The 12,959-nt window shown below is 66.4% G+C and carries 14 protein-coding genes and 2 pseudogenes; 7 read left to right on the top strand and 9 right to left on the bottom strand.

From position 1 onward, the window contains the following. Positions 1 to 20: 20 nt before the first annotated feature. Positions 21 to 686 carry a glycerophosphodiester phosphodiesterase gene (locus tag A6E15_RS09960; protein ID WP_076145916.1) on the bottom strand — a complete coding sequence of 222 codons (666 nt, stop codon included), beginning with the start codon at positions 684 to 686 and terminating at the stop codon, positions 21 to 23. A 181-nt stretch (positions 687 to 867) separates the two neighbouring features. Between A6E15_RS09960 and A6E15_RS09955 the strand changes: the two genes are divergently transcribed. Both A6E15_RS09955 and A6E15_RS09950 read left to right on the top strand, forming a co-directional pair. Further along, on the top strand, positions 868 to 1,299 hold the full coding sequence (locus A6E15_RS09955; RefSeq protein ID WP_338141481.1) for a response regulator: 432 nt from the start codon (positions 868 to 870) through the stop codon (positions 1,297 to 1,299). 152 nt (positions 1,300 to 1,451) lie between these two features. Further along, positions 1,452 to 2,186 (top strand): SDR family oxidoreductase, encoded by a 735-nt coding sequence (locus A6E15_RS09950; protein ID WP_076145915.1) that lies wholly within the window; start codon positions 1,452 to 1,454, stop codon positions 2,184 to 2,186. 21 nt (positions 2,187 to 2,207) lie between these two features. Here A6E15_RS09950 and A6E15_RS09945 read toward each other — a convergent pair whose 3' ends face one another. Continuing rightward, the gene (locus A6E15_RS09945; protein WP_076145913.1) at positions 2,208 to 3,557 is read right to left on the bottom strand and encodes a sodium-dependent transporter; all 1,350 of its coding nucleotides are present in this window, start codon (positions 3,555 to 3,557) and stop codon (positions 2,208 to 2,210) included. A 353-nt stretch (positions 3,558 to 3,910) separates the two neighbouring features. On the opposite strand from A6E15_RS09945, the gene A6E15_RS09940 reads away from it, so the two are divergent. Then, the gene (locus A6E15_RS09940) at positions 3,911 to 5,455 is read left to right on the top strand and encodes an acyl-CoA carboxylase subunit beta (protein ID WP_076148295.1); all 1,545 of its coding nucleotides are present in this window, start codon (positions 3,911 to 3,913) and stop codon (positions 5,453 to 5,455) included. A gap of 1 nt (position 5,456) precedes the next feature. Continuing rightward, on the top strand, positions 5,457 to 5,810 hold the full coding sequence (locus tag A6E15_RS09935) for a hypothetical protein (protein WP_076145912.1): 354 nt from the start codon (positions 5,457 to 5,459) through the stop codon (positions 5,808 to 5,810). A 57-nt stretch (positions 5,811 to 5,867) separates the two neighbouring features. Here A6E15_RS09935 and A6E15_RS09930 read toward each other — a convergent pair whose 3' ends face one another. Further along, on the bottom strand, positions 5,868 to 7,022 hold the full coding sequence (locus tag A6E15_RS09930) for an SPFH domain-containing protein (protein WP_076145910.1): 1,155 nt from the start codon (positions 7,020 to 7,022) through the stop codon (positions 5,868 to 5,870). Between the two features lie 187 nt (positions 7,023 to 7,209). On the opposite strand from A6E15_RS09930, the gene A6E15_RS09925 reads away from it, so the two are divergent. Then, a complete protein-coding gene (locus A6E15_RS09925) occupies positions 7,210 to 9,054 on the top strand; it encodes an acetyl-CoA carboxylase biotin carboxylase subunit (protein ID WP_076145909.1) in 1,845 nt (614 codons plus the stop codon). Here A6E15_RS09925 and A6E15_RS20930 read toward each other — a convergent pair. Both A6E15_RS20930 and A6E15_RS09920 read right to left on the bottom strand, forming a co-directional pair. After that, positions 9,037 to 9,198: a hypothetical protein gene (locus A6E15_RS20930; RefSeq protein WP_175607176.1), complete on the bottom strand. Its 162-nt coding sequence runs from the start codon at positions 9,196 to 9,198 to the stop codon at positions 9,037 to 9,039. The two genes, A6E15_RS09925 and A6E15_RS20930, sit on opposite strands and share 18 nt — an antisense overlap. A 73-nt stretch (positions 9,199 to 9,271) precedes the next feature. After that, a pseudogene (locus A6E15_RS09920) lies at positions 9,272 to 9,741 on the bottom strand (radical SAM protein); the annotation flags it as partial. 147 nt (positions 9,742 to 9,888) lie between these two features. Here A6E15_RS09920 and A6E15_RS09915 point away from each other — a divergent pair. Together A6E15_RS09915 and A6E15_RS09910 are read left to right on the top strand one after the other, a co-directional pair. Next, on the top strand, positions 9,889 to 10,251 hold the full coding sequence (locus A6E15_RS09915; protein ID WP_076145907.1) for an Htur_1727 family rSAM-partnered candidate RiPP: 363 nt from the start codon (positions 9,889 to 9,891) through the stop codon (positions 10,249 to 10,251). Next, positions 10,248 to 11,471 carry a TIGR04347 family pseudo-SAM/SPASM protein gene (locus A6E15_RS09910; protein WP_076145905.1) on the top strand — a complete coding sequence of 408 codons (1,224 nt, stop codon included), beginning with the start codon at positions 10,248 to 10,250 and terminating at the stop codon, positions 11,469 to 11,471. Before A6E15_RS09915 ends, A6E15_RS09910 begins: the two co-directional genes overlap by 4 nt. A gap of 33 nt (positions 11,472 to 11,504) precedes the next feature. Here A6E15_RS09910 and A6E15_RS20925 read toward each other — a convergent pair whose 3' ends face one another. From A6E15_RS20925 to A6E15_RS09900, 4 genes and pseudogenes are all read right to left on the bottom strand, one after another. After that, positions 11,505 to 11,654, bottom strand: coding sequence for a DUF7577 domain-containing protein (locus tag A6E15_RS20925; RefSeq protein ID WP_175607234.1), 150 nt, complete (start codon positions 11,652 to 11,654; stop codon positions 11,505 to 11,507). Between the two features lie 72 nt (positions 11,655 to 11,726). After that, positions 11,727 to 11,858: pseudogene (locus A6E15_RS21395) on the bottom strand (CGCGG family rSAM-modified RiPP protein); the annotation flags it as partial. Between the two features lie 133 nt (positions 11,859 to 11,991). After that, positions 11,992 to 12,417 (bottom strand): MoaD/ThiS family protein, encoded by a 426-nt coding sequence (locus A6E15_RS09905; protein ID WP_076145904.1) that lies wholly within the window; start codon positions 12,415 to 12,417, stop codon positions 11,992 to 11,994. A gap of 108 nt (positions 12,418 to 12,525) precedes the next feature. After that, complete coding sequence (locus A6E15_RS09900; protein ID WP_394329271.1) at positions 12,526 to 12,777, bottom strand: hypothetical protein; 252 nt, start codon at positions 12,775 to 12,777, stop codon at positions 12,526 to 12,528. Between the last annotated feature and the right edge of the window lie 182 nt (positions 12,778 to 12,959).

Below are 12,959 nucleotides of genomic sequence, written 5' to 3'. Positions count from 1 at the left end.
CGGCGGCCGTCATTCGCCCGCTACACGTCGATCGGCCGATCGGCCGAGACGTAGTCGACGCCCCGCCGATCGAGCAGGCGCGCCGTCGGTGCCCGCTCGACCGTCCAGGCGTGGACCTCGAGATCGACCGCCGTCGCCCGCGGGACGATCCCGGTCGCCAGACACCGAACGCGGTTCGCGCCGAGGGCGGCACAGTCGAGTTCGACCGCCGTCGTCACCGGCGTCTCGAGGCGGTGGCTGGTCAGCAGTCCGATCGGCTGGCTCGGATCGCGCTCGCGGATCGTTCGTAGTTCGTCGAGCAGAAAGGAGGTAACGACGACCCGGGCGGGGAGGTCGGCCCGGTCGATGGTCGCGAGAACGTCGGCGGCGAGGCCGCGCTCTTTCAGTTCGATGTGGACTTCGACCGCGGGCGGGACGGCCGCGAGCATGGCGGCGAGCGTCGGGATCCCCTCGCCGGTCCCGCAGACGGACCGTTCGGCGAGCGCCTCGAGCGGAAGGGACGCAACGGTACCGGTGCCGTCGGTGGCCCGGTCGATCGTCTCGTCGTGAACGACGACGAGTTCGCCGGTTCCACAACGTCGCACGTCGAACTCGACGGCGTCGGCGCGGTCCGCCGCGGCGCGGACCGCACCGATCGTGTTCTCGGGCGCGACCGCGGCGAACCCTCGGTGGGCGATACAGTGCATACCGGTCGATCGTCGCCCAGCGGCTTCAGTCGGTCGCCGGGTCGCAGCCGTCGGATCCGCGGAGCGTCATCGGGTCCGGTCCAAAGCACTTAGCAAGTATCGTTAAGAGAACTGCCTGACTAGCTGGGAACGACCGTTGGACCGGGCGGGACACCGGCGCCCGATCAGTTCTGATCTACGCATGAGAGGCCAACGTGACGACGCGGTCGACGTCCTCCTCGTCGCGGACGACGACGAGACGACGAGACGTATCGCAGCCGAGTTCGACGCCGTCGCCGTCGAAACGTCGGTCCGGGTCGTGACCGACGGGACCGAGGCGCTTCGGATCCTCACCGACTCGCCGGCCGACCCGGATCTCGTCTTTCTGGATCGGTCCCTATCTCGAACCGACGGTCTCGACCTGCTCGAGGCGCTCGCCGACGAGGCGGTACTGGGACGGCGTCCCGTCCTCGTGCTGGCCCGGCCGGGGAATTCGGCGGCGATCCGCGAGAGGTACCGACTCGGCGCGAACGCCTCCCTCGAGAAGCCGAGGGACGCGATGGGTACACCGAGCTGGTCGAGGCGGTCGCGGACTTCTGGTTCAGACGCGGCCCTGCCGGCGGGCGACGGTTAACGGAACCTATAGTAGCCGTTGAAAGTCATTGTACATCTGCTCGCACGACAGCGTTGCGAGCAGTGTGTAACTCGTTTCAGCGGCTCCTATAGCGTGGATCGACGCCGGTCGCAGCCCCGCCTTTGATGCGACCGGGCCACGCACCTACCGGTATGTCACCCGACACCGACTTCGAGGTCGACTTCGCGGGGACCGTCGCAGTGATCACCGGCGCGAGCGGCGCGCTCGGCAGCGCCGCCGTCGATCGCTTCCGCGAGGCCGGCGCGACCGTCTGTGCGGTCGACGTGATCGCGCCCGACGACGAGGACAGCCTGCTCGAGCGCGACCCCGCCGACGAACCGGCGCTTCACTTTTACGAGGCGGACCTGACCGACGAGGACGAGGTCGCGGCGTTGATGGACGCGATCGTCGACGATCACGACCGGATCGACCACCTGTTGAACGTCGCCGGGACGTGGCGCGGCGGCGACCACATCGAGGATACCGACCTCGAGGAGTTCGACCTCCTGCTGAACGTCAACCTGAAGACGGCCTTCCTCGCCGCGAAACACGCCCTGCCCCACCTGCAAGAAACCGAGGGGGCGATCGTCGGGATCAGCGCCCGTTCCTCCCTCGAGGGCGGCGAGGGCGACGGCCCCTACCGGATCACGAAGGCCGGCATCCGGCTGCTGACGGAGACGTTGGCCGAGGAGAACCGCGGGACGGTGCGGGCCAACTGCGTCATGCCGAGCGTCATCGACACCCCGATGAACCGCGAGATGATGCCCGACGCCGACCACGACGAGTGGGTCGACCCGCTCGAGATCGCCGACGTGATGGCCTTCCTCTGTAGCGACGCCGCGGCGGTGACGAGCGGGGCTGCTGTGCCAGTGTACGGCGAGGCCTGATCGGCGAAAACGGACCGCCGATCAGCCGAGGATACCGCTGATCGCTTCGTACGCACCGATCGCGTTCAGTCCGAGGATCACGACCAGCGTGACGACGACGGGCACTCGGAGGGCCCAGATCCAGGCCGTTCCCCACCCGCCGAGGTTTCGGATCCCCTTGCCGAGTTCCTCGAGGCCGATGTCGGTCTGGACCCAGCCGATGTAGATGGATAACAACAGTGCTCCGAGGATGAGCAGGATGTTGTTAGCGAGTTCGTCGTAGACCGTGAGCCACGAGAGGCTCCCGTCGTACGCGACGGGAGCGCCGACGAGGAATATCGCAGTCCCGAGAAGCAGCGTCGCCGGGACGCGGTCCACATCGCGTTCGTCGATCAGGTAGGAAACAACGACTTCCATGATACTGATCGCGCTCGAGAGCGCCGCGATGGTGACGGTACCGAAGAAGACCGCCCCGAGAACGCTACCGAAGGGAATGTTGCTAAACGCCTGCGAAAGCGCGATGAAGATGAATCCCGGACCGTCGCCGATTGCGACGATGTCGGCGACGGCGAGGTCGCCGGAGAAGAGGACCGGGAACGCGACGAGGCCGACGGTGAACGCGATCGCCGTGTCCAATCCGACGATGATGACGGCGTCTTTGGCGAGGTTACGATCCTCTCCGAGGTAGGATGCGTAGGTAATCATCACGCCCATCCCGAGCGAGAGCGTGAAGAACGCCTGTGCGGCTGCTGCGGGTAAGATATCCGTCCAGTTCGCGGCGATCGTACCCAGATCGGGCGAGAGGTAGTACGCGTAGGCTTCACCGGCACTCGAGAGTGTGCCGGCGTAGACCGCCAGTCCGACCAGGAGGATGATGATCGCGGGAACCATCAGCTTCACGGAGAATTCGATACCGCGCCGGATCCCGAACCCGACGACGGCGATGACGGCCGCCATGAAAATCGCGTGTGTGAGGACCGACGTCATTCCCCCGGTCGTCGCGCCGAACTGCGCCGCACCGTCTGCGGCGTAGTTCCCTTGCAGTCCGTAGACGGTGTACTGCAAAACCCAGCCAGCGATGACGCTGTAGTACGAGAGGATAACGAAGCCCGCGAGGACGAACACCCACCCGATCCGCTGCCACGAACCCGTGCCGATCTGCTTGAGCGCGCCGACGGGATTCCGATCCGTGTACCGGCCGACGGTGAACTCGACCAGGATCACCGGGAACCCGATGACCGCGATCAAAGCGAGGTACACGACGAGGAACGCCGCGCCGCCGAACTCGCCGACTTGATACGGGAACCGCCAGACGTTACCCAATCCCACTGCACTGCCGACCGCGGCGAGGATGAACCCCGCTCTCGTTGCCCATGTTTCGCGTTCTGCCATGGTTTAACCCTTTCTCACCATCCCTTAAAACCTTACATTCGAGGACTATATTCAGTATTTTCCGCTTTCAGTGTTATCTGTCATAATTCGTCCCGTATTTATTCACGAATCGAAACGTATGATACGGAATACCTGTTCACAATGGGAAGATAGTTCACACCAAGCGGTCGTCACTCCGGCCGAATCGAACTCTCGGCCGCGACCGAGCGAAACTACGGCCGGTCGGCTGCCGTCCCGTGTGATACGACAACACCCGAACCCTCATGGGAAATAATACGAGTTACAGAACGTTTTTTATTCCGGTGGCCGTTGCCACGGCCAATGAGTCGCCACGGGAGGGTTTCCCTATGACGATGGAAGACCGCATCGACGAACTCGAGGAGCTCCGCGAAGAGGCACGCAAAGGCGGCGGCGAAGCGCGGATCGAGAAGCAACACGACAAGGGGAAGATGACCGCCCGCGAGCGGATCGACTACTTCCTCGACGACGGCACGTTCACGGAGTTCGACCAGCTCCGGACCCACCAGACGAGCCAGTTCGGGATGGAGGAGAAGAAGGTCCCGGGCGACGGCGTCGTCACGGGCTACGGCGAGGTCAACGGGCGAACGACGTTCGTCTTCGCCCACGACTTCACCGTCTTCGGGGGGTCGCTCGGCGAGGTCTTCGCCGAGAAGGTCTGTAAGGTCATGGATATGGCGATGGAGGTCGGCGCGCCCGTCATCGGGCTCAACGACTCCGCCGGGGCCCGCATTCAGGAAGGCGTCAAGAGCCTCGCCGGCTACACCGAGATCTTCCGCCGCAACCAGGAAGCCAGCGGCGTCGTCCCCCAGATCTCCGCGACGATGGGGCCGTGTGCCGGCGGGGCCGTCTACTCCCCGGCGATCACCGACTTCATCTTCATGGTCAAAGACACCAGCCACATGTACATCACCGGGCCCGGTGTCACCAAGACCGTCACCGGGGAGGAAGTCTCCCACGAGGAACTCGGCGGCGCGATGACTCACGCGAACAAGACCGGCGTCGCCCAGTTCGCCTGCGAGAGCGAAGAGCAGGCTCTGGACGACATCAAGCGACTCCTCTCCTATCTCCCGCAGAACAACGTCGAGGACCCGCCCCGCGTCGAGCCCTGGGACGACCCCGACCGCCGCGACGAGCAGCTCAAGGACATCGTCCCCCCGAGTCCCCAGAAGCCCTACGACATGACCAACGTCATCGACTCGGTGGTCGACGAGGGCTCCTTCTTCGAGGTCGCGGACAACTTCGCACAGAACATCGTCGTCGGCTTCGGCCGACTCGACGGTCGCTCGGTCGGTCTCGTCGCCAACCAGCCACGGGTCAACGCCGGCACGCTGACCGTCGACGCCTCGATGAAGGCCTCGCGGTTCGTCCGCTTCTGTGACTCCTTTAACATCCCGATCGTCACCTTCGTCGACGTCCCCGGCTACATGCCCGGGACCGACCAGGAACACCGCGGGATCATCCGCCACGGCGCGAAACTGCTCTACGCCTACGCCGAGGCGACCGTTCCCCTGCTGACCGTCATCACCCGGAAGGCCTACGGCGGGGCCTACTGCGTCATGGCCTCGAAGAACCTCGGCGCGGACGTCAACTACGCCTGGCCGACCGCCGAGATCGCCGTCATGGGCCCACAGGGCGCGGTCAACATCCTCTACCGCGAGGAACTCGAGGAGGCCGACAACCCCGACGAACTGCGCGACGAACTCATCGAGGAGTACCGCGAGGAGTTCGCCAACCCCTACACCGCGACGGACAAGGGCTTCCTCGACGACGTCATCGTCCCGACCGAAACCCGGCCGCGGCTGATCCGCGACCTCGAGATGCTCGAGACCAAGCGCGAACAGAACCCGGACAAGAAACACGGCAACATCCCGCTGTAACATGACCACCCAGCAACAGCCGTCGGCCGACGACCGGGCCGCCGACGCGGGCAGCGAGGGGGACGACGGTGCGTCGACGGGCCTCGAGGCGGCCGTGCCCGGCGACGTCTCGATCGACCTGCCCGACGACGCCGACGAGGACGAGACTGCGGCCATCGCGGCCGCGATCGGTGCCCACCTCCACGATCACGCGCTCGCGGCCGCCGCGGCCGCCGCCGAGGGCGAGGAGACGTGGGACGACAAGCGGTGGGCCTTCGCCGGCCGGGTCCGCGCACAGCAACACCGGACCGTCCGCGTGCCCCGCGGCGCGCCGACCGACGCGTGGTCGGCGGCGGGACGGACCGAGCAGTTCTAACTCACCGCGGGCCCGTTTCGCTGACTCCTCGAGCACGCGAGCGAACCGCTACCGACGCTACTCCGAATCCGATCCCAGTTCCGGCTCCGATTCGTCGTCGGGGTCGGACATGGTGATCGGCTCTTCGGCCTCCATGCCCACGTCCTGACCCTCCTTGATCGCCCGGGCCTGCTCTTCCATCGCTTCGACGTCCATCTCGGCCTGCTCGTCGATCTCGCCGATGATGTCCGCGATGTCGTCCAGCCCGATCAGTTCGCGGGTCTCGTCGTCGAACTCGAGGCTCTCGAGGTCAGTGCCGTTGCCCTCCACGTCGCTGCCCGAGAGGTGCTTGCCGTAGCGGCCGACCAGCGAGGTGAGTTCCTGGGGCATGACGAACGTCGTCGACTCGCCATGGCCGATCTCGGCCAGGGTCTCCATCCCCTTGTCGATGACCGCACGCTCGCCCATCGACTCGGCGGAGCGAGCCCGCAACACAGTCGAGATCGCGTCACCCTGGGACTCGAGAATCTGGCTCTGTTTCTCCCCCTGGGCGCGGATGATGTTCGACTGCTTGTCCCCTTCCGCTTTCTCGACGGCGCTGCGGCGTTCCCCCTGTGCCTCGAGGATCATCGCGCGGCGGCGGCGCTCGGCGGAGGTCTGTTCCTCCATCGCGCCCTTGACGCCCGCGGAGGGGGTGACCTCGCGGACTTCGACGCTCTCGACGCGGATGCCCCACTCGTCGGTGGGCTCGTCGAGTTCCTGACGGATGCGCTCGTTGATCATCTCCCGCCGCGAGAGGGTGTCGTCGAGTTCCATGTCACCGATCACGGCCCGCAGGGTCGTCTGGGCCAGATTCGAGACGGCGCGCTGGTAGTCGTCGACCTCGAGGAAGGCGCGTTTGGCGTTCATCACCCGGATGTAGACGACGGCGTCGGCCGTGACGGGGGAGTTGTCCCGCGTGATGGCCTCCTGCTGGGGCACGTCCAGCGTCTGGGTCCGCATGTCGAACGTGTAGATCCGGGAGACGAACGGCGGCACGATGTTCAGCCCCGGCTCGAGCAGTTTGCGATACTCGCCGAAGACGGTCAGTGCGGCCCGATCGTAGGCGTCGACGATCTCGACCATCTGCCAGACCGTGATCACCACGAGGAGCAAGACGACGGCACCGATCAGCAAGAGCGGGTCCTCCAGAACCGACTGGGTCTGCAACGGACCGGGTACGAACTCGGACATGCCTGAATCAGGGGCCGTGATCGGATAACGGTTGCCCATAACTAGCATGGGTCTGCCCTGTGAGGTCGCGGTCGCCGGGTCCGACTCGAGCCGACGGCGGTCGGGGCCGTCAACTGGCAAAAACTGACGCGTTGTCGAACCCGTTGCGAAAAAGTAAGGTAGGGCCCTGCCGACGGTTCTCACAGGAATGTTCAGGAAGGTTCTCGTGGCGAACCGCGGGGAGATCGCAGTCCGCGTCATGCGGGCGTGTGAGGAGTTGAATATCGGGACCGTCGCCGTCTACTCCGAGGCGGACAAGGACTCGGGACACGTCCGCTACGCGGACGAAGCGTACAACGTGGGACCGGCGCGGGCCGCCGACTCCTACCTCGATCACGAGGCCGTCATCGAGGCCGCGCGGAAGGCCGACGCCGACGCCATCCACCCCGGCTACGGCTTCCTCGCGGAGAACGCGGAGTTCGCGGGCAAGGTCGAGGACGCCGAGGGGATCACCTGGATCGGCCCGTCCAGCGATGCGATGGAATCGCTCGGCGAGAAGACCAAGGCCCGGACGATCATGGACGAGGCCGACGTGCCGATCGTCCCCGGGACGACCGACCCCGTTACCGAACCCGCGGAGGTCAAGGAGTTCGGCGAGAGACACGGCTATCCGATCGCCATCAAGGCCGAGGGCGGCGGCGGCGGTCGCGGGATGAAGGTCGTCTGGGACGAGAGCGAAGTCGAGGACCAACTCGAGAGCGCCCAGCGAGAGGGTGAAGCCTACTTCGACAACGACTCGGTCTACCTCGAGCGCTACCTCGAGCAGCCCCGCCACATCGAGGTCCAGATCCTCGCGGACGAACACGGGAACGTCCGCCACCTGGGCGAGCGCGACTGCTCGCTGCAGCGACGCCACCAGAAGGTCATCGAGGAGGGGCCGTCGGCGGCCCTCTCGGACGAACTGCGCGAGAAGATCGGCGAGGCCGCCCGTCGGGGCGTCGCCGCCGCGGACTACACCAACGCCGGCACCGTCGAGTTCCTCGTCGAGGAGGAGGACCGCGAGGCGGGCGAACTGCTCGGTCCCGACGCGAACTTCTTCTTCCTCGAGGTCAACACCCGCATCCAGGTCGAACACACGGTCACCGAGCAGATCACCGGCCTCGACATCGTCAAGCGTCAGATAAAGGTCGCCGCCGGCGAGGAAGTCGACTTCGAGCAGGACGACGTCGAGATCGACGGCCACGCGATGGAGTTCCGGATCAACGCCGAGAACGCCGCGAACGACTTCGCGCCCGCGACCGGCGGGACCCTCGAGACCTACGACCCGCCGGGCGGGATCGGCGTCCGACTCGACGACGCCCTGCGCCAGGGCGACGAACTCGTCACCGACTACGACTCGATGATCGCCAAGCTCGTGGTCTGGGGCGAGGACCGCGACGAGTGTATCGAGCGCTCGCTGCGCGCGCTCCGGGAGTACGACATCGAGGGCATCCCGACGATCATCCCGTTCCACCGGCTGATGCTCACCGACGAGGAGTTCGTCGCGAGTACGCACACGACGAAGTATCTCGACGAGGACCTCGACGAGAGCCGCATCGATGAGGCCCAGGAGCAGTGGGGCGGCGACACCGGCGACGGTGGCGCCAGCGAGGACGACGAGGAGTCCACCGAGCGGGAGTTCACCGTCGAGGTCAACGGCAAGCGCTTCGAGGTCGAACTCGAGGAACACGGCGCGCCCGCCATCCCGACCGGCGACGTCGAGGCCGGCGGCGGTGCCAGCCGACCGGAACCGGCGGGCGGCTCCGGCGGCGATACCGGCGGTGCCGAACTCGAGGGTGACGGCGAGACCGTCGACGCCGAGATGCAGGGCACGATCCTCGACGTCGAGGTCGAGGAAGGCGACGAGGTCGCGGCCGGCGACGTGCTGGTCGTCCTCGAGGCCATGAAGATGGAAAACGACATCGTCGCCTCGCGCGGCGGCACCGTCACCCAGATCGCCGTCGAGGAAGGCGAGAGCGTCGACATGGGCGACACGTTAGTCGTCCTCGAGTAACGCCCGCCAGCGGACGAACGTCTTCGCAGAACGGCGACGACAGGTCCCGCCCACCGACCGATCGCACGCGACGTCGGCGAGGACCGACTTGCGCTCGTGGCCGTTTCCGATTCGGTTCTCTCGGATCCGCTCCTCGGTAGTCACCGGTAACGCGCCTCGAGCGGCGGCGAAACCGTCGCGGAGAACGAGTGTCGATCAGTCGCTGGTCGAAAACCTCTTGGACTGGAAACCCGGCCTCGCGGGCGTCCTCGACGGCCCTGATCGTCTCCTCGAAGCTGCCGCCCCCGCCGCGGAAGGCCTCGTGGGTCTCTGGCGAGGCCCCGCCGAGGCTGACGGCCATCCGCTTGAGCCCGGCGTCGGCCATCTCCTCGATCCGATCGGCGGTCAGCGAGCCGGTCCCGCTGAGGAGATCGTCAACCGCAGGCCAAGATCGTCGCCGTGGGCGATCAGCTCCGGGACGTCGTCGCGGACGAGCGGGTCGCCGCCCGAGAGGACGATCAACTGGCCGTCGCCGAACGCGGCCGCGTCCTCGAGTAGCGCCTTCCCCTCGGGGGTCGAGAGTTCGTCGGGGTGGCGCTGGGGCTTGGCGTCGGCCCGACAGTGGTCACAGGCAAGGCCACAGGCCTGGGTGAGTTCCCAGATGAGGACGACCGGCCGTTCGGACGTGTCGAGGGTGCCGGGGCGCATGGCGGGACTTCGGTACCGGCGGACCGAAAACGCCGCTCCTGTTCCTGCGGGTCGGGAAGACCGGAAGATGTTCGGGCCGGGGGCGGGGAATTCCCGTGCGTTGGGAGGTCGCGCAACGGCCTTCGTTTTCGTCCCGAAGACACCGATATGGTCGAGAAAGCACGCCGCGCCGCGGTCGACAGCGACGAACGCGGGAACCCGACGCCCCAGTGGGAGGTCTTCGTCCGCAACGAGGCGGGCGATCCGATGCGCCACGTCGGTAGCGTCGCCGCGGCCAGCGCGACGGAAGTCCACGAACACGCCGCTCGCCTGTTCGGCTGGTACGCCGTCGATCTGTGGGTCTGCCCTGCGGAATCGGTCGAACGGTTCTCGACGCGAGGACTGGCTGCCGATGCCGAGGAACGGCCCGGCGATGGCACCGGCGCCCGCGACGCCGACGATGACGACGCCGACGACGAACCGCGCGTCTACGAGGAGACGGCCGGCGCGTCGGAGGTGAACAGCCTGTGATCTCGATCAGTAAGTTGCTCTGTGATCTCGACGCCGAGGGTGACGGACTACGCTACGACGCGGCCGACGAGTCGAAAAAGCCCCAGATCGCCGACGAGAAACAGCACCGCCCGGTCGTCGTCTGGAACACCACACGCCGGTGTAACCTCTACTGTTCGCACTGCTACGCCGGCGCGGAGAACCAGGCCGCGACCGGCGAGTTCTCGACGGCCGAGGCCAAGACGTTCATCGATCAGCTCGCCGACTTCGGCGCGCCAGTCCTGCTTTTCTCCGGGGGCGAACCGCTGGTCCGCGAGGACCTGATCGAACTCGTCGGCTACGCCGCCGATCGGGGAATCCGTCCGGTCCTGTCCTCGAACGGGACCTTACTGACCCGCGAGAAGGCCGCAGCCCTGAAAGACGCCGGCCTCCAGTACGCCGGCATCTCGGTCGACGGCCTCCCCGAGCGCAACGACCGGTTCCGCGGCGAGGAGGGGGCGTTCGACGCCGCCGTCCGCGGCATCGAGAACTCCCTCGAGGTCGGACTCAAGACCGGCCTGCGCTACACGATCACCGAGGCCAACGCGCCCGACCTCGAAGGGGTGGTTGACCTGTTGGCCGAGAAGGGGCTGGACCGCTTCTGTTTCTACCACCTGGACTACGGCGGCCGCGGCGCCGAGATCGTCGACGCCGACCTCTCCCCCGAGGCGAAACGCGAGGCGGTCACACGGGTCGCGGATCTCACGCTCGAGTATCACGACCGCGGCGAGGAGATCGAGACGCTGCTGGTGGGCAACTACGCCGACGCGGCTTACCTCGTCGAGTACGCCCGCGAGGAGTTCGGCGAGGCGAAAGCGCAGGCGGTCTACGACTACCTCGAGCGAAACGGCGGCGACCCGACCGGCGAGCGGATCGCCGACGTCGACTATCAGGGCAACGTCCACCTCACCCAGTTCTGGCAGGGCTACAGCCTCGGGAACGTCCGCGATCGGCCCTTCGGCGAGATCTGGGAGGACGAGTCGAACCCGCTGCTCGAGGCCCTGCGGAACCGCGAGGAGCGCCTGAACGGCAAGTGTGCGGACTGTCAGTACAAGTCGATCTGTCGCGGCGCGTCGCGGCTGCGGGCGCTTTCGACGACGGGCGATCTGTTCGCGCCGGATCCGCAGTGTTATCTCACCGACGAGGAGGTCGCTGGTGCGGGGTCGGCCGACGGCGACGTGGCCGGGGCCGGAGCCGACTGACGAGGACGGACGGCGAACGGTCGAGCGGGCCGTTCAGTGCGAGCCGCCGGGGTGGCGCTGGGAGTCGGGCCGCGCCGGCAGGTAGCCGGTGCAGCGTCGACAGTACGTATAGCGGTGTTCGTTTTCCGTCCCGCAGTGCCGACAGGTGACCGGTTGCTCGATCGACGTCGTGGGAGAACTCATCGGCGGGGCTACGAAACGCGAGCGAATAGCCCCTAGGCAGACGTTTGCAAGGAGCCGTCGCCGTCGGTCGATCTACTCCGCGAGGACGTGCGCGCGGGTGACGTGGCCGCCACAGCCACACCGGTCGACGTACTCGAGTCGGAGGTCGTCGAAGGCAGTTTCGGGTTCGTCCCGGACGGAGGTCTCGGGGTGGCCGTTGTCGCCGCGGTCAGGGGTTCGACGCGGGAGCTGTCTTCGGTCATAGTCGTCACTCGGCCGTCGACGGGGGTAAGTCCCGAGACGAACGTATTCACCTCTCGTTCCGAGTCGGACCGGACTGGAGCGACGCCGAACCGTATCAACAGCAGAACATAAACGGATAGATCAGGGCGACGCGATCGCCCTCCTCGAGTTCCGTCTCGAACCCGCCGAGGTGTTCGTTGAAGCGGCCGTTGACACAGACGCGAGCGTAGGGCCGGGTCTGGTCGCCCTCGGGGTTCTTGCGCCAGGTGCCGGGCAGGTCGTCGGGGACCGGAGCCCAGCCGCTGTGGGTCGCGTCGGCTTCGGTCTCGGCGATGAGCATGTTCTCGAGGTCGTACACCGCGAAGAAGTTCTCGAGGAAGTCCCGCAGGCGGTCGCCCTCGAAGGTGAATTCGAGTTCGTGGGTCCCGACGGCGGTGCGGACGTGACCGGTACAGCGGACGGTCACGGTAGTCGTCTCGGGGTCGCGGTCCTCGGTCGCGACCGATCGCGGCGCGGTCGACGTGGTCTGGTCAGTCTCCATAATCGAGGATACGACACGAGCGGCCAAACAGTACCCCCCGAACCTGTTCGGGGGATGGGGACGACGATCCGGGCCGAACCCCGAGACATGAACGGGATACCGGGCGGGTTACGGACCGATCAGCAGCACCCGATGGCGATCCCGCTGCGACAGGTTGTAGCCGAACGTGGCGTCGTAGACGCCTCGTTCCTCGAACAGTTCCCGCGAGACGTCGTGGAGGGCTACGTGATCCTCGCCCTCGAGGAGGTCGTGGCCCTCGAGGAATCGTCCCGGCTCCGAGAGGTGTTCCGGAACGAACGCCTCGGGATCGTCGAACCCGTCGCCGTTGCCCGTCGATCGCCCGCTCGAGAAGGAGTTCATCGTACTCTCATTACTGCCCGAATCAGCCAGTGCGGTTTCCCGAACATGTACCCCTCGATCCGCCATTCGGCCTTCCGTTCCCGGTGAGTCGACGTTACCGACGGTGTAACCAGTGATTTCTCCGTGACTGTCGGTCCCTGAACAGTTTTAGAATATTTGAATATACTAGAATTATATATAAC

The sequence above is a fragment of the Natrinema saccharevitans genome, from assembly GCF_001953745.1.
Taxonomy (GTDB): domain Archaea; phylum Halobacteriota; class Halobacteria; order Halobacteriales; family Natrialbaceae; genus Natrinema; species Natrinema saccharevitans.
Note: the sequence above shows the minus strand (reverse complement) of the source record. Positions and strands in the feature narration are given on the sequence as shown.